General features: G+C 38.1%; 21 protein-coding genes. 3 read left to right on the top strand and 18 right to left on the bottom strand.

All coding sequences use genetic code 11. The features are described from left to right. Window positions 1-2: 2 nt before the first annotated feature. Window positions 3-1,046: a YvcK family protein gene (locus LMF32_RS08370; RefSeq protein WP_188205123.1), complete on the bottom strand. Its 1,044-nt coding sequence runs from the start codon at window positions 1,044-1,046 to the stop codon at window positions 3-5. Then, window positions 1,043-1,930, bottom strand: a complete 888-nt coding sequence (gene rapZ, locus LMF32_RS08365) for an RNase adapter RapZ (RefSeq protein ID WP_230524473.1) — start codon at window positions 1,928-1,930, stop codon at window positions 1,043-1,045. The genes LMF32_RS08370 and rapZ overlap by 4 nt, the downstream gene beginning before the upstream one ends. A gap of 200 nt (window positions 1,931-2,130) precedes the next feature. Here rapZ and lpdA point away from each other — a divergent pair, with 200 nt between their 5' ends. Next, the gene (lpdA, locus tag LMF32_RS08360) at window positions 2,131-3,525 is read left to right on the top strand and encodes a dihydrolipoyl dehydrogenase (protein WP_092480584.1); all 1,395 of its coding nucleotides are present in this window, start codon (window positions 2,131-2,133) and stop codon (window positions 3,523-3,525) included. A 468-nt stretch (window positions 3,526-3,993) separates the two neighbouring features. Here lpdA and LMF32_RS08355 read toward each other — a convergent pair whose 3' ends face one another. The 3 genes from LMF32_RS08355 to LMF32_RS13695 are packed head-to-tail and all read right to left on the bottom strand — an operon-like array spanning window position 3,994 to window position 5,634. Further along, entirely contained in the window at window positions 3,994-4,560 is a 567-nt protein-coding gene (locus LMF32_RS08355) for an NADPH-dependent FMN reductase (protein WP_230524472.1), read from the bottom strand. Between the two features lie 14 nt (window positions 4,561-4,574). Next, window positions 4,575-5,402, bottom strand: coding sequence for an LLM class flavin-dependent oxidoreductase (locus LMF32_RS08350; RefSeq protein WP_347401912.1), 828 nt, complete (start codon window positions 5,400-5,402; stop codon window positions 4,575-4,577). Next, on the bottom strand, window positions 5,323-5,634 hold the full coding sequence (locus tag LMF32_RS13695; RefSeq protein ID WP_347401911.1) for an LLM class flavin-dependent oxidoreductase: 312 nt from the start codon (window positions 5,632-5,634) through the stop codon (window positions 5,323-5,325). The genes LMF32_RS08350 and LMF32_RS13695 overlap by 80 nt, the downstream gene beginning before the upstream one ends. Before the next feature lie 135 nt (window positions 5,635-5,769). Between LMF32_RS13695 and LMF32_RS08345 the strand changes: the two genes are divergently transcribed. Beyond that, the gene (locus tag LMF32_RS08345; RefSeq protein ID WP_230524471.1) at window positions 5,770-6,105 is read left to right on the top strand and encodes a helix-turn-helix domain-containing protein; all 336 of its coding nucleotides are present in this window, start codon (window positions 5,770-5,772) and stop codon (window positions 6,103-6,105) included. Between the two features lie 59 nt (window positions 6,106-6,164). Here LMF32_RS08345 and LMF32_RS08340 read toward each other — a convergent pair whose 3' ends face one another. The 4 genes from LMF32_RS08340 to LMF32_RS08325 all read right to left on the bottom strand — a co-directional run bounded on the left by LMF32_RS08340 (window position 6,165) and on the right by LMF32_RS08325 (window position 11,320). Then, window positions 6,165-7,892: a phospho-sugar mutase gene (locus tag LMF32_RS08340; RefSeq protein WP_230524470.1), complete on the bottom strand. Its 1,728-nt coding sequence runs from the start codon at window positions 7,890-7,892 to the stop codon at window positions 6,165-6,167. 230 nt (window positions 7,893-8,122) lie between these two features. Beyond that, a complete protein-coding gene (gene trxB, locus LMF32_RS08335; protein ID WP_230524469.1) occupies window positions 8,123-9,091 on the bottom strand; it encodes a thioredoxin-disulfide reductase in 969 nt (322 codons plus the stop codon). A gap of 281 nt (window positions 9,092-9,372) precedes the next feature. Further along, window positions 9,373-10,647 carry a transposase gene (locus tag LMF32_RS08330; RefSeq protein WP_230523769.1) on the bottom strand — a complete coding sequence of 425 codons (1,275 nt, stop codon included), beginning with the start codon at window positions 10,645-10,647 and terminating at the stop codon, window positions 9,373-9,375. A gap of 244 nt (window positions 10,648-10,891) precedes the next feature. Further along, the gene (locus tag LMF32_RS08325; protein WP_230524468.1) at window positions 10,892-11,320 is read right to left on the bottom strand and encodes a tetratricopeptide repeat protein; all 429 of its coding nucleotides are present in this window, start codon (window positions 11,318-11,320) and stop codon (window positions 10,892-10,894) included. A gap of 335 nt (window positions 11,321-11,655) precedes the next feature. Here LMF32_RS08325 and LMF32_RS08320 point away from each other — a divergent pair, with 335 nt between their 5' ends. Beyond that, on the top strand, window positions 11,656-12,267 hold the full coding sequence (locus tag LMF32_RS08320; protein ID WP_230524467.1) for a hypothetical protein: 612 nt from the start codon (window positions 11,656-11,658) through the stop codon (window positions 12,265-12,267). 65 nt (window positions 12,268-12,332) lie between these two features. Here the strand turns inward: LMF32_RS08320 and galU are convergent, their stop codons facing one another. The 9 genes from galU to ltrA all read right to left on the bottom strand — a co-directional run bounded on the left by galU (window position 12,333) and on the right by ltrA (window position 21,054). Further along, window positions 12,333-13,289, bottom strand: coding sequence for a UTP--glucose-1-phosphate uridylyltransferase GalU (galU, locus tag LMF32_RS08315; protein WP_092480576.1), 957 nt, complete (start codon window positions 13,287-13,289; stop codon window positions 12,333-12,335). 21 nt (window positions 13,290-13,310) lie between these two features. Beyond that, window positions 13,311-14,324, bottom strand: coding sequence for an NAD(P)H-dependent glycerol-3-phosphate dehydrogenase (locus tag LMF32_RS08310; protein ID WP_230524466.1), 1,014 nt, complete (start codon window positions 14,322-14,324; stop codon window positions 13,311-13,313). Window positions 14,325-14,326: 2 nt separating this feature from the next. Further along, window positions 14,327-14,998 (bottom strand): pyrophosphatase PpaX, encoded by a 672-nt coding sequence (gene ppaX / locus LMF32_RS08305; RefSeq protein WP_092480690.1) that lies wholly within the window; start codon window positions 14,996-14,998, stop codon window positions 14,327-14,329. 19 nt (window positions 14,999-15,017) lie between these two features. Further along, complete coding sequence (gene lgt, locus LMF32_RS08300) at window positions 15,018-15,860, bottom strand: prolipoprotein diacylglyceryl transferase (RefSeq protein ID WP_230524465.1); 843 nt, start codon at window positions 15,858-15,860, stop codon at window positions 15,018-15,020. A 110-nt stretch (window positions 15,861-15,970) separates the two neighbouring features. Next, window positions 15,971-16,918, bottom strand: coding sequence for an HPr(Ser) kinase/phosphatase (gene hprK, locus LMF32_RS08295; RefSeq protein ID WP_188205113.1), 948 nt, complete (start codon window positions 16,916-16,918; stop codon window positions 15,971-15,973). A 280-nt stretch (window positions 16,919-17,198) separates the two neighbouring features. Continuing rightward, the gene (locus LMF32_RS08290) at window positions 17,199-17,558 is read right to left on the bottom strand and encodes a phage holin family protein (protein ID WP_092480572.1); all 360 of its coding nucleotides are present in this window, start codon (window positions 17,556-17,558) and stop codon (window positions 17,199-17,201) included. After that, a complete protein-coding gene (locus LMF32_RS08285) occupies window positions 17,558-17,860 on the bottom strand; it encodes a PspC domain-containing protein (RefSeq protein WP_188205112.1) in 303 nt (100 codons plus the stop codon). The genes LMF32_RS08290 and LMF32_RS08285 overlap by 1 nt, the downstream gene beginning before the upstream one ends. Window positions 17,861-17,904: 44 nt before the next feature. Then, complete coding sequence (gene liaX, locus LMF32_RS08280) at window positions 17,905-19,482, bottom strand: daptomycin-sensing surface protein LiaX (protein WP_230524464.1); 1,578 nt, start codon at window positions 19,480-19,482, stop codon at window positions 17,905-17,907. Window positions 19,483-19,764: 282 nt separating this feature from the next. Next, window positions 19,765-21,054 carry a group II intron reverse transcriptase/maturase gene (gene ltrA, locus LMF32_RS08275; RefSeq protein WP_230524382.1) on the bottom strand — a complete coding sequence of 430 codons (1,290 nt, stop codon included), beginning with the start codon at window positions 21,052-21,054 and terminating at the stop codon, window positions 19,765-19,767. Window positions 21,055-21,079: the final 25 nt, after the last annotated feature.

Raw genomic sequence — 21,079 nt, 5'->3', positions numbered from 1 at the left:
TTTTATATAGTATCGATATTGGTTTCGAACTTTCTACCATAGTATTGAACGTCAAATGAAATTTTGAACAGTTCTTCTACTACCTTTTCTTTATCATGGAATACACCATTGTCTCTTAATTCTAAGAAATCGTTTGAAATGACCATTGGTGCTTCTTTTTTCAATCCATTGAAATCATGTTCAACTTGCACTAAATACTCATCGTATTTTTCAGTGTCAATATAGTTTTCCGGCACTTGTCCGATATTTACCAAAACGGTATCGACGAACTTTTGATTCATATGACGATGCAAAACTTCTAAATGATTGGCATCTGAAAAGTTTTCCGTCTCACCCAACTGAGTCATGATGTTGCAGATGTAAACCACATTGGCTTGTGTTTTTTTAATCGCATCGCTAATTTCTGGAATCATCAGGTTAGGTAAAATACTGGTATATAAACTTCCAGGTCCTAGTACCACCATGTCAGCATTCAAAATCGCAGATACGACTTTTCGAGCCGCTTTTACATCTTTTGATCCGTCAAGTTTTGTGACGAATACATGGTCGATCATTTTCCGATGTTTTGCGATAGAGGATTCCCCGCTCACTTGAGTTCCATCTTTAAACACTGCATGTAGTTCCAATGGTTCTTCAGCAGCTGGATACACATGACCATCGATCATCATCATTTTCCCTAATACTTGGATAGCTTCATAAATATTGCCTTTCATTTCAGCCATAGCTGAGATGATCAAATTCCCAATAGAATGTCCTGCTAAAGATTGATCTTCAACCGCAAAACGATATTGAAAAATCTCTTTCTGCATTTCTGGAATGTCTGATAAAGAGACCAATACATTACGAATGTCTCCAGGCGGTACAGCATTAACTTGTCTTCTCAAGTCGCCGCTGCTTCCTCCATCATCTGCTACTGTTACAATAGCTGTCACATCAGCATTTTTGGCTCTCAATCCCGCCAAAATTACCGGCAGCCCAGTTCCGCCGCCGATAACAACGATTTTCGGTTTTCTGTTTTTCTTTCTCGTTAATTTTTCATTCATCATGAGCGATTTACTGACTCCTTAAGCTTTCTGTAATCGCGATGGGTAATATGAACTGGATAACCATCGGATTGTATTTTTGCAGCAATACGTTCTGTTAATGCTACAGAACGGTGTTTCCCTCCTGTACAACCAATAGCGATCGTTACAGAGGTTTTTCCTTCTTTTTTATATCCTGGTAAAACATATTCAAGCAAATCTGTAAATTTGCGGTAAAAAACTTCTGTTTCAGGTTGCTTCATCACGTAATCATATACAGGTTTATCTTGCCCTGTTAATGGTCGAAGTTCATCAATGTAATGAGGGTTCGGCAAGAATCGGACATCCATAACTACATCTGAATCAATTGGTACGCCGTATTTAAACCCAAAAGATACTAATTCTACTCTAAAGGTAGTGGTTTCTTCTGTGTGGAATTCATCGATTATTTTCTTTCTTAATTGACGAGGTGTCAAATCAGCTGTATTGATGATCAGCTGGGCTCTTCCTTTTATAGCTTCAAGCTGCTTTCTTTCTTTTTCGATTCCGTCCATCACTCGTCCACCTTGAGCCAGCGGATGAGTTCTGCGTGTTTCTTTATAACGTGAGACTAATTCCGTATCATCAGCGTCTAAGAATAAGACTCTTGTAGTAACAAGAGAGGTATTATCTAAACTTTCCAATGCAGGCACAAGTTCATCGAAAAACGCACTAGAACGTAAATCAATCACAAGTGCAATCTTGTTCAACTTCCCTGATTCTTTTACTAGTTCAAAAAACTTTGGTAATAAACTTGGCGGCATATTGTCTACACAAAAATAACCCATATCTTCAAAACTTTGCATGGCTACTGTCTTACCCGCACCGCTCATCCCAGTAATAATGACAATATTCAGACTCTCAACCATATTCTTCGCCTCTTTCTATATACGATCCTTCACACACTTATCTCTAGAAGTATAACACCCCGGGCGTGTCATGTATAGCTCCCCTCATATAATTTTAAGAAACAAGAAGTTTTCTTTGTTTTTTGTTCATATTTAGAGTAAATTACTATTGGGAGTATAGTTGTGTGAAATATAAAACAATAAGGGAAGAGTGATTTTTTATGAGCAAAAAAGAAACAGTCATTATTGGATCAGGTCCTGGTGGTTATGTATCAGCAATACGTGCAGCTCAGTTGGGACAAAAGGTTACTATTATTGAAAAAACATACATCGGCGGTACTTGCTTGAATGTTGGTTGTATCCCTTCTAAAGCTATTATTACTGCTGCTCACGCATTCCACAATGCTAAAAATTCCGAAATTTTTGGTGTACAAACTGGCTCAGCTCAAATCGATCTTGAGAAAACTCAAGATTGGAAAGAAAACCAAGTTGTCAAACGCTTAACCGGCGGGGTTGAAAGCTTATTAAAGAAAAATAAAGTCGAAATCATTCGCGGAACAGCTAGTTTCAAAGACAACAAACACTTGATGGTTACAAAAGAAGATGGAAGCACAGAAGAACTGGAATTCCAACAAGCAGTTATCTCAACCGGAACTGCTCCTATTGAATTAGCTGAAGTTCCATTTGGTGAAAAAGTTATCGATACTACTGGAGGTCTAGGCTTAAGAAAAGCTCCCGAATCACTTGTTATTGTTGGTGGAGGATATGTTGGTTCTCAATTAGCTGGTGCATTCAGCAACTTAGGCGTTAAAGTAACGATTTTAGAAAAAGAATCTCACATTTTACATTTCTTCGATGAAGACATGTCTAAAATGGTAGAAAAAAATTATGCCAAAAAAGGTATCGAAGTGATCACTAGCGTAAACATCAAGAGTACTAAAGAAACTGCAGATGATGTTGCGATCACCTATGAAAAAGATGGTAAAGAAGAAACCATTACTTCAAGTGCTGTTCTTGTTTCTGCAGGAAGAAAACCTTACACAAAAGGATTAAACTTAGAAGAAATTGGCGTAGAAATGCTTGAAAATGGCCGCATTAAAGTCAGCGACTCTCTGCAAACATCTGTTGAAGGAATATACGCTATCGGAGACGTTGCTCCTGGTCCTGCATTTGCTCACAAAGCAAGCTATGAAGGCAAAATCGTAGCCGAAGTGATCGCTGGACAAAATCCTGCATTAGAAGAAGAAATTCTTCCGATCGCTGTCTATACTGAACCTGAATTAGCTACTGTAGGTATATCTGCAGCAGCAGCGAAAAAATCTGACCGTAATTTAAAAATCAGCAAATTCCCTCTTGCAGGAAATGGCCGTGCATTATCGTTGAACCAAACGGAAGGTTTTGTTCGTTTGATTACAGATCAAGATAATGACAACGCTCTTGTAGGTGCACAAATTGCTGGTGTCGGTGCTCCAGATATCATCAGTGAAGTTGGCTTCGCAATCAAGAACGGTATGAACGCAGAAGACATTTCATTAACCGTTCACGCTCACCCAACAGTCGCAGAATCTATCATGGACGCATCTGAACTAGCCCTAGGCATGCCAATCCACATGTAAAGAGCGTGGAGCATGACGGTTAGCTTACCGTACATCTCACCTTCCAGACAGTTTGGGCTTTTTCCAAACAGTCTGGAAGGTGAAATGGTAGTGTAAGCTGTCATGCGCAACGCGTCTAGTAAAGAGCGGGGAGCAAACCGGTTAGGCTTTCGTAGAGTTCACTTTATCCTTTGAGGTGGGTGCATTTCCCGACACAAAGGATAAATGAAATCATAGAAAGACTGGTTTGCGCAACGCGTCTAAAGAGCGGGGAGCAAACCGTTCAAGCTTTCTCAAACGTGAAGTGACACACTTGTTAAATATCGGTTTTTTATTAAAAAAAGTGAATAAAATACATTATGCCGGCATTTAAACTAAGCAAAACTCTGAACAAGATTCCTTTTACAATGTATTTTTATTTAACTATTTTTTGGCATCAAAAAGGTTCTCCAGTAATGAGCTCTACTGCTCGTTACTGGAGAACCTTTTTTAAAACCCGTACTCTTCTTCTTTTGCTTCACGCAATTTTTTATAGGTATCTGTTAAAACAACAGTGTCTTCTACTAATCGTTGGATACGAAAAATAATATCCTCATTCACAATTTCTTTTCGGTAAAAGTCCTTTTCCTCAATAAACACATACGTTTGCACAATTTGAGCTTTCATATAAGCCAAGATTGGTTTTAATTGTTGTTCTGCGATCAAATAATGTCTCGGTGAACCTGAAGTTACAATCATACTCACCACTTTATCTCTAAAGGCATTTTGAGGCAACAAATCAAAGATATTTTTTAAAGTAGCTGGTATAGACGCTTGAAAAATGGGTGTACCAATTATAATGGCATCAGCTTCCATCAACTGTTTGGTTACATAACCTGTATCACCATCATATTCCAAATAATTTCGTCCATCACTGAACTGAAGAGCATAATCTGCCAGATCAATAAGTTTAAAGTCGACTTCTGGACTACTTTCTGTTAGCTCTTTTTGTACATAATCCATAGCTGTTCTAGTCTTAGTTCCCACGTTAGAACCAGATATACCTACTATTTTCATTTTTTTACCTCCTTTCACTTCACTGCAGTATATTTCCTGATAGCCGGCAAAATTTCATTACCGATATATTCTATATTCTTAGCCAATTTGTCAAATGGCATTCCACCAAAATCCATTTGAGCAAGATAACGTTGATGCCCAAACATTTCGTGTTGATACAGAATTTTCTCAATCACTTCTTGAGGAGAACCAACATTGATTATGCTACGCTTATCTACTGCTTGAACAAAAGCTTGCTTTGGAAATCCTTGTCCATTCGTTAACTTCATACCTTCATTGATATATGGATATACTTCTTTTAATGCCTGTTGCGTTGTTTCAGCCACGTGGAAAAAACCTGTCGTTCCAACTGGAAGAGTGGCTGGATCGAAATGATTTCTTACAGCTGCTTCTCTGTACGCATCAATAGTATACTTAAAGTGAGTAACCGCTCCTCCTAAAGTGGCCAGCATCATTGGTACACCCGCGTAACCAGCTTTTATTGCACTAGCAGGTGTACCTCCCACTGCGCGCCAAATAGGCAGGGAGCCGTTTTTTGGACGAGGCAAGATACGAGCGTTTTTTAAAGATGCTCTAAATTCCCCCTCCCAATTAACAGTTTCTTCTTTATTGATTTGCAGTAATAAGTCGAATTTTTCTTCAAATAGAGCTTCGTAATCTTGAACGTCATACCCAAGCAAATCAAACAATCCAATTCTAGAAGCGCGACCCGCAATAATTTCTGTTCTACCATCTGAAATCAAATCTATAGTGGAAAAGTTTTCATATACACGAACAGGGTCTGAAGTACTTAGGATGGTAGACGAACTTCCGATCTTTATTTTTTTTTGTAGCTTGAGCAATGGCCCCTAGGACTACAGCATGTGCTTGAGTGGCAAAGTAATCTTGATGACTTTCTCCAACACTAAAAAAATCTAGCCCAGCCTGATCAGCTAGTTTAGCTAAATCTATGATTTCAGAAATTCTCTGTTGGGCAGAAATTCGTTTGTTTGTAAATGGATCTGGCAGATGATCTCCTAGAGTATAAAGCCCAAACTCAAGTCCTTTACTTTGATCAATACGGTATTCTTTCAATTATATCGTCCTTTCTTCTTTGACTGCCTTTCTACTAAAGCTTATGATACTATTATTACTGATATCTTTACTTTTTGTAAGTACGTACTTCAAAGTAACATAGTATACAAAAGGATACTAAGGAGACATCTTCGTATGGAATTAGAACCAGATTTATGTAATGTCGAAGAGGCATTAGACATTTTAGTTGGAAAGTGGAAACCCATCATATTATTGCATTTGTTAAAAGAAAGCCCTTTGCGGTTTAGTGAATTAACCAAGAAAATTCCTGGAATTACTCAAAAGATGTTGACTAAGCAATTACGCGAATTAGAAAAAGAAGACATTGTTCATAGGACTGTTTATCCAGTAGTTCCTCCTAAAGTAGAATATTCTATCACTCAGTATGGAGAAAGCTTATCTCCTATTTTGAATGCAATGCATGAATGGGGCACGCACCATACTTCTCGTCAAAACAATCAATCACTGTAATTATTTTCATTCAAAAAGGAGTTAGGGTTCCCCCCCTAACTCCTTTTTGAATAGTTCATTTAGCCTTCTACCAATGCATTGATCACTTTTTCAAAACCTGCTACTTTTGCAGCTGCTTCTTCATTGGTTTCAGCTTTGGCGCCAATGTAGAATTTGATTTTTGGTTCAGTACCCGATGGACGGATAGCAATCCAGCTGCCGTCTTCCATCGTATATTTCAATACATCTGCAGCAGGCATTTCAATAGCTTCAATTGTGCCATCTGCTGAAGTTTTCGTACTTGTTTTGAAGTCTTCTACTTCAGTAACTTTGATGTCGTTAAATTCAGTCGGTGCTTGGTCTCTGAAACGTTTCATCAACGCTTTGATCTTTTCAGAACCTTCAATACCGGCCATTTTCACGGAAATCGTTTTTTCATTGAAGTAGCCGTATGTTGCATACAACTCTTGCAAGCCATCATATAGAGTCAGTTCTTTTTCTTTGTAGTAAGCTGCAACTTCTGCGATCAATACCAATGCTTGAATCGCATCTTTATCTCTAACAAATGATTTAACCAAGTAGCCGTAGCTTTCTTCAAAACCGAATAAGAAAGTCTGGCTGTTGTCTGTTTCATACTGCTCGATTTTTTCTGCAATAAATTTGAATCCTGTCAAAACATCTACCATTTTTACGCCAAAACTTTCTGCGATAACGGTTGGCAACTCACTTGAAACAATAGATTTTAAGACTGCTCCGTTTTCAGGCAATGTTCCGTTATTTTTTTGAGCCGTTAGTAAATAGTGCAGCATCAAGCTGGCAATTTGGTTCCCAGTTAATACTTCATAATCTCCAGCGGCTGTTTTGACAGCAATCCCTAATCGGTCAGCGTCAGGGTCTGTCGCAACCAGTACATCTGCATCAATTTCTTTCCCTAATTTGATTGCATATTCAAAGGCACCTGGTTCTTCTGGGTTTGGAGATTTCACAGTTGGGAATTCAGGATCAGCGATTGATTGTTCAGGAACTAAAGTGATGCCTGTAAATCCGGCATTCGCTAAAGCACGCTCTCCCAGCATTTTCCCAGTACCGTGTAGTGGAGTGTAAACCAGTTTCATGTCGCTTCCGATTCTTTCAATCATTTCTGAATCAACCGTTACTTCTTTTACATGGTCTAAATACACTTTATCGACATCTTCGCCAATAATCGTCAACAGACCTTTTTCTTCCAATTCTTCTTTAGACAGTACTTCAATCGATAAGCTGTTTTCAATACTGCGCACAAATGAAGTCAACGCATCAGCATCTTTAGGCGGCATTTGACCTCCATCTTCACCATAAACTTTGTATCCATTGTATTCTGGAGGATTGTGGCTAGCTGTGATCATAATACCTGTAAAAGTGTTCAGATGACGGACCGCAAAAGACAACTCTGGTGTTGGACGCAAGCTTTCAAATACATAACTTGGGATACCATGAACACCTAGTGTTTTAGCGGCTTCTAAAGCGAATTCAGGCGATTGGTGTCTAGAATCATAAGCGATTGCTACCCCACGTTTCATTGCTTCTTCACCGTTTTGTTCCATAAATAAAGCTAACCCTTTTGTAGCTTGACGAATGGTATATTGATTCATTCGGTTGATTCCTACGCCGATAACCCCGCGCATTCCTGCAGTACCAAATTCCAAAGGCGCATAAAATGCATCTTCTAAAGTTGATTCATCTTCTTTTAAAGCCGTTAATTCTTCTTTTAACGTTGGGTCTAAATCTGAGAAATCATTCCATATTTTATAAGTTTCTTTCCAACTCATAATTATACCTTCTTTCATTTAGTCGATATGTAAACTCTCTTAAAATTATACCATTTATTAAATAAGAAAACGAGAAATGAGCGCGGTCAGATATGATTTTATATCCGTTTTTTTTAATAAACATAAATTAATCCACTAGTAAAAACAATTTAGTCTTTCAAGAACGAAAAAACACCGTTCAATGTGGATAATCCACATTGAACGGTGCTCTAAAAACAAAGTATTTATTTTTAACCGTTTATTTTTTCTGCTTCCAAAGAGTCTTTCAATTCTTCAACAAAATTAAATGCTCCTTGTCCAGCTAAACTACCGTCTCCAACTGCTGTAGCAACTTGACGAAGCGGAGTTTTGCGTACATCTCCAACTGCAAATATACCTGGAACGTTCGTTTCCATTTTTTCGTTCGTTAAGATCCATCCTTCTTCATCAGTGATGTCTAATGAACGGAATTTTTCTGAATTTGGAACTAACCCAACATAGATAAATGCTCCGTCAGCTGAAAATTCAGAGACTTCTCCAGTCTCTTTGTTTTTCAATGTTACGCTGGAAACTTTCATATCGTCACCATTGATTTCTTCAACAGTCGTATCCCAGATAAAATCGATTTTGTCATTTTTAAAGGCACGGTCTTGTAAAATCTTTTGAGCGCGCAATTCACTACGCCGGTGAATGATCGTTACTTTTTCAGCAAACTGAGTCAAGTAAGTTCCTTCTTCAACTGCTGAATCTCCTCCACCTACAACAACTAAGTTTTTGTTGCGGAAGAAAGCTCCATCACATACGGCACAATAAGAAACTCCACGCCCATTGTATTCTGTTTCGCCGTCTACACCTAACTTGCGGTGTTCAGCTCCTGTTGCAATGATGATCGAACGTGTTTTAAATTCTTTTTTCCCAGCAATGATTGTTTTGTATTCTTTTCCATCTATGACTTCTTTCACGTCACCATAAGCGTACTCAGCACCAAAATTCTTCGCATTATCAAACATTTTAGTAGATAGATCCGGACCAGTAATGCTTCCGAATCCTGGGTAGTTTTCTATTTCTGCTGTATTATTCATTTGTCCGCCAGGAAGCCCGCGTTCTAAAATCAATGTATCTAAATTGGAACGAGATGCATATAACGCTGCAGTCAAACCGCCTGGTCCTGCTCCTATAATGATCACATCATAAATTTTATTCATTTGTTCTAATTCCATATCGTATTCTCCTCATTCACTAAGTCTATTGTTCCACTCTAACTAAAATACAGTAAATATTCCAGAAAAACAACTTGCTTTAAGAAAGTAGAATAAATTACGTTGTACCATTTTTTGTGAAAATAACTAGCATAGAAATAAGCCATAGGCTTCATTATTTGTAAAATAGCGAAAAGTAGTCAGTTCATTCCATGGTTTGTGTAAAAAAAGCGTCTGTTTTTTAACTCTGCTTTTATTTTTGCGCACGCCAAATAAGCTATCCCTTCTAATTTTTTAAAAAATTAAGCTACCCAAGCAGTTAGATGAGCTAGATGGTTTTTACTGATCTTATCTTTCGCAAAGGCTAACATAATGAGAAAAGTCATTGTCACAAAAAGATTCAGTTTCTTTTTTCCTCGTATCGTATGATTCTCAAATAGGTAATCTCGATCGATTCGTCCATTTACTCGCTCAATAGAGGTTCGCTTTTTGTAGATTCGTTTGAACTTAAAACTATCCCTAGCGACTTTGTTAAATATACGTCTGTCTTCTTCACATTTTATTCTGAAAAGCCGGTTATCCTGATATTGAGGTTTAAATCCATAACGTAAAGAATCTGTTTTCTTATCATATCCCTTATACGCTAGCTTTATCTCATTTCCTTTTCCATCGACATAGGAAACCGCTCCGTTATACGTATAAATCAAATCTGTATCTCGATATTGTTTGGTTAGCGTATCTTTATCCCACTGGTTTTTAATATCAATAATAGGGATTATTTCTTTAGATTCAATGAGACTTAATAATGGAGCTCCATCATATCCTCTGTCAGCTAGAAGATAGTCACACTGTTTCGCTTGTGAGGTAGAAAAATGTTTGATCAGTCTTTTTGCGACCGTCGGTTCGCCTTCAGATGCTTTAGTCACTTCGTAGGCTACAGGCAATTCATAATTTGCATCAACGATTAAATGAAGTCGATAACCAAACCATGTTTTCTTCTTTGTTATCTTCTCGCCATTGGCTGTCGTAGTGGTATATTGTTTTAGTGTGAAATCTGCTTCAGTATCTCTTCTGCCATCATATTCTACTTTTTTATTTGGTTTTGTAGCATAAGAAGGGATAATTTTTCCATCTAAAGCTAAAGTTTGCCCAAATCCATCCAGTGTTTCATATAAATTAGTGACCAATTCAGTAAACATCTCATCTAATAGGTGTTGATGGAGCAGTAACTTTTTTAAAAATCGAGAAAAAGCAGCTTCTGTGGGAGCTAGTTGAACCCTATACTTTCCTTTTTGTGAGCGCGAAAAATGAGGTTGAAATCCGCATAGTTCTCTGAGTTGGCTATTCCGCTTCAACTCTCGAATCAAAGAAGCGACAGAGCGATGTTGAAAGACAAAGCTAGCTACGAAAGCACGCCACATGGTATGAACTGGATAATCATTTCTGCCCTTTCCGCGTTCTTCTTCTAATGCAGTTAACAGGTTTTCATCCGGTAATGCAGTTAATACATCATTCAACTTTTCTAAATCGCCTAATTCATGGTTTTCAAATAATGATAATTGTGTTATTCTATTCATGGAAAAAGTGACCTCCTTATATGAGTCTGATAACCATATTTTACTACTGTTTCAGTAGTTTGAGGCACTTTTTCTCTTATCTTTTTTAGTTAGTCGCAAAATATCAAAAATGATAAATCGCCAATAAGAAAATGCTGATACAGCAGTCTTTCTTATTGACGATTTTTATTTTAACCACATTTACAGCCCTAGAGCCCCATGGGCTCGCCAACAACGTGATTTATTCAAGTAAGTTGTTAGTTTGTCAAAAAATGTTCAATTCTTCTTCTAAGTCTTTTTGAAACTCTTCTGCTTCTTCTCTGTATTCACCATTGGGAACTAGATATAAATACATTTGAGTGCACTTCAATGCTTTTGTGTATTCTCCTAAAAACGCATAATTATTGGCTTGGAAATAATGAACTTCAGGATAATTTTCACTGCCTTTTTCTATCAGTTCATTGATCAAATCACATGATTTTTGAAAGTTTCCTAGATGTTGGTAAATCAAAGCAGTTTGACATTGCCCAAATTCCCTATCGCCATCATTATCTGAAAGAGAAGTAGCTCGTTTAAAGTATTTTAACGCTTGTTCCAGCTTATTTTTATCAAACGCCTCCCAGGCCCTGTTAAAATAAAAATCAGCATTGGGATTGATTCTAATGATATTTGATTGAACTGGTTTATTAGACATCATTCCACTCTCCTTCATCACTTTGAAAATCAGTTCCATAAGAATAAAAAAAAGCCCTTATCAAAGGTTTTCTATCCTTCATATTGACTCATATTATACCACATTCCCCCTTGCTTTAATAGGCTTGCTTCCTTATATTCCTTCCTATTATGGATAGTTGGTCCCCTTTGTGAACGAAACCCATCACACTAAAAATTGACAAAACTTACGTATTTCAAGATGCGTTTGAATCGGTGTTTAACTAATTTTCCAAGACTTTAAACGCGTGAATTTTTTTGCTAAAATTATAGCGATGACCTATTTTTCTACTCCCTTATGAAAGGAACTGCGATAATATGAAAAAACAATTGCATCTTACATATTTTTTAGTTATTTCCTTTATCCTTTTTGGCTGTTCAAACCCTTCTACTAAGGAAAAAGCAACTGCCCCCTCATCAGAATCCTCTTTGAATGCAACCATTATTTCTGAAAAAGAGGAGTCTAGCGAAGCAGTTGAAGTGGAGTCTGTTTCTTCCTCCCAGAGTACTGATGAAGTTGAAAGCAGTTCCCCATCTGAAACAAATACAACTCTCAATGACTATTCAAATGAAGAAATCGAGTATGCACGAATTTGGCTGCAGCTAGGAGCAAACCAAGAATTGGATCAATTGTATGCCAAAAAAATTCCAGCAGGGACACTATTGAACCCAGATGATGAATCAAGCGCTGTATACCCTGAAGAAGTCATCCAATTGACTGGAACAAGGCTAGTCGATGGTTCAATCACTTACAGCAGCAATGGCGACGGAACCATCAACTTATACACTGTACCTTTACGATGGGATGGTGTTTATCCAGCTGGAGAAGAATTTTATCGTGATCTATTAGACCAAACGAAACAAGTCTCTATTGAACCAAATGTTGAAGAAGACATTATTGAATTTATTCAATTACTGACTATTGAATAACAACCTGAACAGATAAAAAGTGCTCCGAAAATTAAATCGGAGCACTTTTTATTCAGCAATTTTTTTTACGATTTTTTATTTTTTTCTTCTTCTACTTTTTCTTTTAACACTTCTTCGATTTCTTCAATAGCTTTCTCATTGTCCTCAGCTTCTAAGTCTTTAGCTAGGTCTTTGATGTATTGGCGCAATTCATCTTTAACTTGAGTATGTTTCAGACCATATTGAATGCTGGTCTTCATAAATCCAAACTTGTCTCCTACATCATAGCGTTGCCCTTTGAACTCATGAGCAAAAACTCGTTGGATTTTATTCAAATTGTCGATAGCATCTGTCAACTGGACTTCGTTACCAGCACCTGGTTCTTGATTTTCCAATATCTCGAAAATTTCAGGAGTCAATAAGTAACGGCCAATAATCGCTAAATCACTAGGGGCATCTTTAGGATCAGGTTTTTCAACAAACTGTTTAACATTGAATAAACCATCGTCAATCTGGGCTTCTGGGTCAATGATCCCGTATTTTGATGTATCTTCATGAGGAACTCGCATAACAGCTATATTAGAAGCATGCGTTTTTTCATACCGATCCATCAATTGCTTAGTCAACGGAACTTCATCGTCCATGATATCGTCCCCTAACATGACCACAAAAGGTTCATTCCCAACAAACGCTTTGGCATGAAGAACAGCATCACCCAAACCTTTTGGATAAGACTGGCGCACAAAAAACAAATTCAATCCAATAGTCTCTTCGACAAGTTCCAATAACTCAAATTTTTCTTTTTCGCGTAAATTCTGTTCTAATTCAATATTGGAATCGAAATGATCTTCAATCGGCCGTTTGCTTTTACCCGTAATGATTAGGATATCTTCAATTCCTGAATTGATCGCTTCTTCAACGATAAACTGAATTGTCGGTTTGTCTACAATAGGCAACATTTCTTTCGCCATTGCCTTCGTTGCCGGTAAGAATCTTGTACCTAATCCTGCTGCTGGGATAATTGCTTTTCTGACTTTTGTCATCTTTCTTCCTCCTCTATTTCATTATTCTGTCTCATTTTTACCAACGCGATTCATCAACTCTGTAATGACTTCTTTCACGTCAGCATTATTATACAATACCTCATAGATAGCTGTCGTGATTGGAAGCTCTACATTTTTTTGAACAGCTAATTCATAAGCCGCTTTTGTTGTAGAAAGTCCTTCAATGATCATTCCCATATTTTCTACAATCTCATCTAAGCTCTTTCCTTCACCAAGCATTTTTCCTGCTCGCCAATTTCTCGAATGAATACTCGTACACGTTACAATCAAATCGCCCACTCCGCTTAATCCTAAAAACGTTAAAGGATCCGCGCCAAATGAAACTCCTAAACGAGTGATTTCTGCCAAACCTCTAGTCATCAAAGCCGCTTTCGCGTTGTCTCCATAACCCAGTCCTACTAATGCACCTGCACCTACTGCGATGATGTTTTTTAATGCTCCTCCGAGCTCCACTCCAACAATGTCTTGATTAGTATAGACTCTAAAATAGTCATTCATAAAAATACTTTGGACGTATTCTGCACTCTCAGTTTGGTGACAAGCTGAAGTAATCGTTGTTAAATCTTTCACCGCTACTTCTTCGGCATGGCTTGGTCCAGATAAAGCCACTACGCCATTTCTTTTTTCTTCCGGTATCTCTTCTATTAAAATCTCCGAGATGCGCTTATGTGTTCCTTGTTCCAGCCCTTTACTAGCATGGATGATCACTGGTTTCCCATGAATAAATGGAACGATATCAGCGGATACTTGTCTGATAGCTTTGGTGGGAATGACAAATAAAATGGCATCCGTATTTTCTAAAGCAGCTTTTAGGTCGCTAAAAGCTGTCAATTCTTTTGGCAGCTGTTTTCCAGGCAAATAGCGGCTGTTCACATGCAGATCGTTGATCTCATCTACTTGCGCTTGTTTATGGCTCCATATACGTACTTCATGGTCATTATCAGCCAATACCATTGACAATGCTGTCCCCCACGAGCCGGCTCCTAAGACTGTAATGATTTGTTTATTATCCATTCTTACCCTCTTCTTTCTTCAACAACTAAAGTCTCTTTGTCTAAAATAAAGTCTGTTAAGGCAGCCATAGTTGGTACCGTAACACCTGGTTCAAATGGAGCAATTTCTTCAGGAGTCTTTTCAGACCATCCAACAAATACGGAAAGTATCCCGGCATTTTTAGCTGCAAGGATATCGTGTCCATTGTCTCCTACCATTATAGTCGTGCTGTGTTGGCAATTTAATCGCGCCATGGCTGTGTAGATCGGTTCTGGATTTGGTTTAAAATGAGTGTAATCCTCTGCCCCTATCACGACTTCAAAGAGTCCCTCTAAGTTTAAATGACGAATCCCTTTTTCCAGAACGTCGTTGCGCTTGGTAGAAACAACCGCTAACCGGATGCCTTTTTCTTTTAATAAACGCAGGTTTTCTTCTACACCTTCAAAAAGACGAATCATTTGGTCATGATATACCGCATTATAGTCTCTATATTTCGCAATCATTTCTTCACTTTTTTCAGGATCCAACAATTGATAGGTCGTTTGAAGAGAAGGTCCATTAAACTTTCGCACGCTTTCCAAAGTATATTCTCCAGGGAAATATTCTTCCAACACACTCAAATGCGACTGGTTGATCAAAGCGTTAGAATCCGCTAATGTTCCATCAAAATCAAATAATACTGTTTCAATACTCATTTTATTCAGTCCAATTCTGTTATTTCTTTTTTTGTACCTTGATTCCATCGGTATAGTAAGGTTTCTTAGGGTAATCTCTTCGACGGTAAATCCAAATGATCAGTGCCCCAATGAAAATGATCGCACTCAATAATTGAGAAACTCGGATCGGTGTTCCAGGAATGTACAAGCTATCTGTACGCAAACCTTCTATGAAGAAACGTCCAAATGAATACCACATAGCATAACTTAAAGCTACTTCGCCTTGCAGCAGCAAGTGTTCGCGATGGCGTAATAGGATGATGACAACAAACCCTATCAGACTCCACAATGATTCATATAAAAATGTTGGGTGATAGTATAGCCCGTTGATTTCCATTTGATTAATAATAAATTCTGGCAACATCAAGTTTTCTAAGAATCCTCTAGTCACTTCGCTCCCGTGAGCTTCTTGATTGATAAAGTTCCCCCAGCGTCCAATCGCTTGCGCCAGCAATACATGCGGAGCTAGGATATCCAGCATCAGCCAAAGAGAGATGTTCCTTTTTTTGGTAAACCAATAAACGGTCAGACCTCCAGCTATCAACCCGCCATAAATAGCTATTCCACCATTCCAAATAGCAATGATCTGAGAAGGATTCTCTAAATAATACCCTAGTTCAAAGATTACATAGTATAATCTGGCCCCTACAAAAGCTATTGGAATCGTCCAAAGCGCCATATCGATAATGGTATCTTCATCGATTCCTCTTTTTTCAGCTTCTTTCATGCTGAGAAAGATAGCAACAAAGATTCCCAAGGCAATAATTACTCCATACCAGTGAATCTCTAAAGGTCCTAATTTAAGAGCTATAGGATCCAACGGCTTATACACATCGGTCATAATCAATTCTCCATTTCTATTCTAAATATGTAGACTCGCAAAAATCAGGCCATTATTCTCTGATAGCCTCTCAGAGAATAATGCCTGTGCGTCTTCATTTGTTATGCATTTTATTCGTCTTCATTCTCAGCAGTAGAATTCTTTTTGATCAATTGCTCAAGGTTCTTATTCAACGTTTCAATGGCGTCATAACCCATTTGTTTTGCTCTAAAGTTCTTAGCTGCTACTTCAATGATAATGGCTAAATTTCGCCCTGTACGGACAGGAATAGAAATTTTAGGGATATCGACATTAAAGTAGCGATTGCTTTCAGCAGCGCTTCCTAAACGATCGAATTGAACTTCTTTATCCCACATCTTAAGGTCTACTACTAGATTGACTGTTTTGCTTGTACGGATTGAACCGACACCAAATAAATTGATGACATCTATGATTCCGACTCCTCGAATTTCGATTAAGTGAGCCAAAACTTCAGGCGGTTCCCCAACGATACGATGTTCATCCAACATATACAAGTCTACACGATCATCAGCTACCAAACGGTGTCCTCTTTGAATCAGTTCTAAAGCTGTCTCGCTCTTTCCAATTCCACTGTCTCCTGTAATCAAAACTCCCATCCCGTAAATATCAACCAATACGCCGTGAACGGACAAACGAGTCGCCAAGCGTCCTTCTAAGTAGTTGGTCACATTACTGGTCAATCTGGTTGTTGGATTCTCAGATTTTAATATCGGTATACGCGCTTCAGCAGCTGCCTGAAGAAATTCTTTAGGCGGTTGCAGGCCTCTGGAAATCAATAAAGCTGGTGTTTCTTCGTGACAGATGCGTCGCATAACGATCATTCTTTCATCATCGGTCATTTTTTCCATGAAGGAGATTTCTGTTCGTCCAAATAATTGAATACGATCATATGGGTAATAACTAAAATACCCTGTCAATTCCAAAGCTGGACGTGATAAGTCGCTCGTTTTTATTTCTCTGTCTAAGTAGTCATGCCCTGAAAGCACTTCTAAAGGTACTGCTTTTATCATTTCACTAACTGTCACAGTTCTTGTCATTTTCTACAACACCAACTTTCAATTTTTCTATCATTTTATAAGACTATTTTTTTATTAAGATACTGCTATTCTAACATTTTCCAGTGCACCATGAAAGGTATTCACTAAAAAACCCTTACAATACTTAAAAAGAAATATTGATTTGTCCGTATTTTCTAGGAATAGTTCTTTTTCTTCTTAGAAAAGCCTTTAATTGTTTTTCAGCTAAAAAAATCCCGGACTTAGACTATTCCAGTCTAAGTCCGGGATAAAGTTCTGTTGTTTGAAAACTGTCATCAAACTAATCTCTATAAATCTTGACCGTTGTTCGGTTATTGAAAAAAGTATTTATCATAGACAGAATCAATGCGACTAGCATTGTCATCCAAAATGATGAAAAGTAAAATCCACTGCCGACAATAGCAGAAGTCAAACTCAACATCGCAGCATTTATCACAATACTAAAGAACCCCAAGCTTAAAATAGTAATCGGTAAGGACAGCAGGAACAAGATCGGCTTTACAGTCATATTCAATAAAGCTAATACCAAGCTGGCTCCTAATGCGATCCATACACTTTCTACATAAAAGCTGGTGCGAAAAAAGCCTGACAAAGCTAGAAAAGCTAACGCATTAACAATGATTCTTTGCCAAAACTTCACTAGAAGTCACTCCAGTCATCATCTTCGACTTTCTCAGCTTCTTTACGCGGTTTCTTTTTTGGTGCTTTCGGTTTGTAGTATCCGTTATAATCTGCATGTGTTCTTTCAGGACCGTTGTTCTTTGGTTCTGGAATCAACACAGACAAAATGATATATAAAAATACAGGTGATCCTATTCCGATAAATAATGCTACTACGTAGATCAATCGTAATAATGTAGAGTCAATACCGAAATATTCAGCAATACCACCAATAACTCCAGATACCATGCGATCGTCTTTTGATTTATACAACTTTTTCACATTTTTCACTCCTTTAAAACTGACTTATTTATTCTGATAACTCTTTATTGTTCTCCATCTTTGAGCATTACATTACCAGTAGTCGTTCCTACTTTCAAGTAAACAGGCGCTTGGGCGGTCACTCTTCTAAAACTCATCATACGATTGGTGTGATCTTTCTTTTCTCTCAAGATTTCCACATCGCTCATACGGTTTTGGATGGAACCAAAGTTTGTTTTTGCTTCGCCTTCAATGCTGCTTGTTTTTGGTAAAGATAATTTAACTGTGCCGTTGACTGAAGTAGCTTCCATACGGACGATATCGCTTCCTGTCAAAGTAGCTTTCACAGTTCCGTTAACGGTTGATAAATTGCTGCTCTTGTAGTTTCCGCGTACCACGATGTTTCCATTTACACTGCGGACTAACAAATCTCGTATTTGGCTGTCTAGAACATTAACAGATCCATTGACTCCTTCAGCCTCTAACATAGTTGCTGTTAGTTTTTCAAACGTTAATGACCCGTTTGTAGACTTAACATACACATCTTTACCTTCAAATGTTTCAAATTTCACGTTGCCGTTTAATAATTTAAGTGCTGTGTGATCGTAGGCTCTATTTGGAAGATAAACCACGATATCCGTACGAACACTCTTATTCGGTACATGGAACGTCAATGACTCATCCGTCAAATTGATCGTGCTGCGTTTGTTGAATGCTTCTAACGGCTCAACTTCCGCTTCTTGTTTTCCGTATAACTTGATGTCTGCTTCAATTTTGATGTCTTGGCTGTCCCAAGTTTTAAAGTGAACATCTCCATTAGCAATTTTTACATTTAAGATAGTTGCTGTCGTTTCAGGGTAGTAGAATTCATGTTTTAATTTTGTAGAAACTAATCCTGGAATGCGGACATTCACATCTTTCCACTCCATATTGTCTACAACTTGCGATAAACTTTCTTTGAGGAACTTCCCAAATTGACTTCCTACCTCAGTGACTTTTTCATTTACATCTACAAATGTTTTTTGAGCAGTGTCTTTCCATTCATCCGGAATTTCAAACTTTTCAGAAACTTGTTTTGTTTGAGTCTTCCATTGTTTTTTCTTCACATTTTTCATGCGCTCTTCTAAATCTGAACGTTCTTCTGTCAACTCATCCAGTTCAGCTTCCAATTCATCAATGTTGGCTTCAAGAGCATCCATTTCGGCTTCTTTTTCAGGAGCCAACTCTTCTAGATCTTCCATTGTTTGAAGAACCATCAGTTTTTCTTCCAGCACATCTTTACGGCGTTTGACCTCATTGATACTGCTGTTTAGTTGATCTAATTGTACAGAATAAGCAGAAGCTTTATTCGCTAATTCTTCCAAAATCGTTTCAAGTCGTTCACGATCTTTTTCTTTTTCTTCTTCTAATCTGTCCTCACCAGTTTTGTACGCTTCTTCTGTATCAACAGAATCAGGTTCAATAGCTGGCTCAGGCTCTGTAAAAGTCTCTGTTTCAGTTACTGTCTCAGTTGCGGAAGTCTCGTCTTTTTTAATAGCCGCTTTTTCTTCTTTTTTAGCCATGTTTTCCAAAAGCATCAGCGCTTCTTCAGTTGAGATAATGTCATTTTTAACGAGTTCAAGAATTCTTTCTCTTTCTTTCATGTTCATTTTCCTCCTTATGCTTTACCAGACTACCTGAATGTGTTGTTTCTATTTGTTAAATGATTCAAGTTCTTTGCTATACACTTATTATGCAATAGTAAGGGAAAAATGTCATAGGACTTAAGAACGATTTTAAAGACTTTCTATAGTCTTATCAAAGAATTTATCTTTCCTCATCATTTTACCATAAAGAGACGACAATCGAGTAGGAGATAAATAATTAATTTATTTATCGTCCTCTCACACCACCGTACGTACCGTTCGGTATACGGCGGTTCAATTTCATATAACATGCTTTTGTCTTAAATAGTAACTATCTGGAGATACTAGACCTTTGAAGGCTAGTATCTTATTGGTTACTGTGGTTGTCATAACCCAGGACAGGGCTATTCGGGCAGTTCCTTTGGAACTGTGGCTATTCATGTAGGCGTTGTAGTCGCTCATCCCTAGTTTAGTGAGGGCTCTTCTTCGATTTTTGGCTGTTTTCCATTGGTGCCAGATACACATCCTCAGTCGATAACGAAGATGACTCGCTATTTTCTTGAGTTTTGTGTGCATATTTCCTATTTTGAAATAGTTCACCCATCCTCTGATGACTTGATTCAATTTAACGATGCGGTAAGCCATATCAATGCCCCAGCTTTTCTTGCTTAGCTGATGAAGCTTATATTTAAACGTCTCGATTGATATGGCATGAGGCTTTGCTTGATAGCCTTTATCTGCTTTCGACCAATAGAATCCAAATCCCAAGAATTTAAAGGTTGGGTCATTAGGTTTAATGATTTTCGATTTACTCGTGTTCACAGTTAAACCCAGAGTTTCCTCAATATATCGTGTAACCGAACGCATTACGCGCCTTGCTGCGAATTCGCTCTTAACGAGGATAATGCAGTCATCTGCGTATCGCACGAAGTGTAGACCTCTTCTCTCTAGTTCTTGGTCGAGTTCATTTAAGAGGATATTACTCAATAATGGCGAGAGGTTTCCCCCTTGGGGAGTGCCAACTGGACTTTCCTCATATTCTCCGTTTACCATAATGCCACTCACGAGATATTTCCGAATCAATGATATCACATCACCATCGGTTATTTTCCGAGAAACTAGATTCATCAGTCGATCATGGTTAACAGTGTCAAAGAACTTCTCTAAATCAATGTCGACAATCCAGTGATAACCTTCGTTCATATCTCTTAGCCCTTGCGCTATAGCCATATGGGCGTTGCGGTTTGGACGGAATCCATAACTACTGTTGTGGAAGTGTTCGTCAAAAATGGGTGTGAGAACTTGTGCAATCGCTTGTTGAATAACTCGGTCAACCACTGTCGGTATACCCAGTAGTCTGACCCCACCCGATGGTTTAGGTATTTCTACTCTTCTGACAGGTTTAGGTTGATAGTGACGTTGACGAATAGTCTGAATAAGCTCTTCTTTGTGCTGACGAAGATATTCTTTAGCCTCTTCGATAGACATACCGTCAATGCCTGCGGCACCTTTATTCCGTTCCACTTGTCGAAAGGCTTCGTTTAAATTATTTCTGGATAGGATTCTATCCAGTGTCCTGTTTTCCTGCATGCTTGTTACTCCTTTTCTGCTCTCG

It is taken from the genome of Desemzia sp. C1, assembly GCF_020882875.1.
GTDB lineage: Bacteria > Bacillota > Bacilli > Lactobacillales > Carnobacteriaceae > Desemzia > Desemzia incerta.
This window is presented reverse-complemented; position numbering and strand designations above follow the sequence as displayed.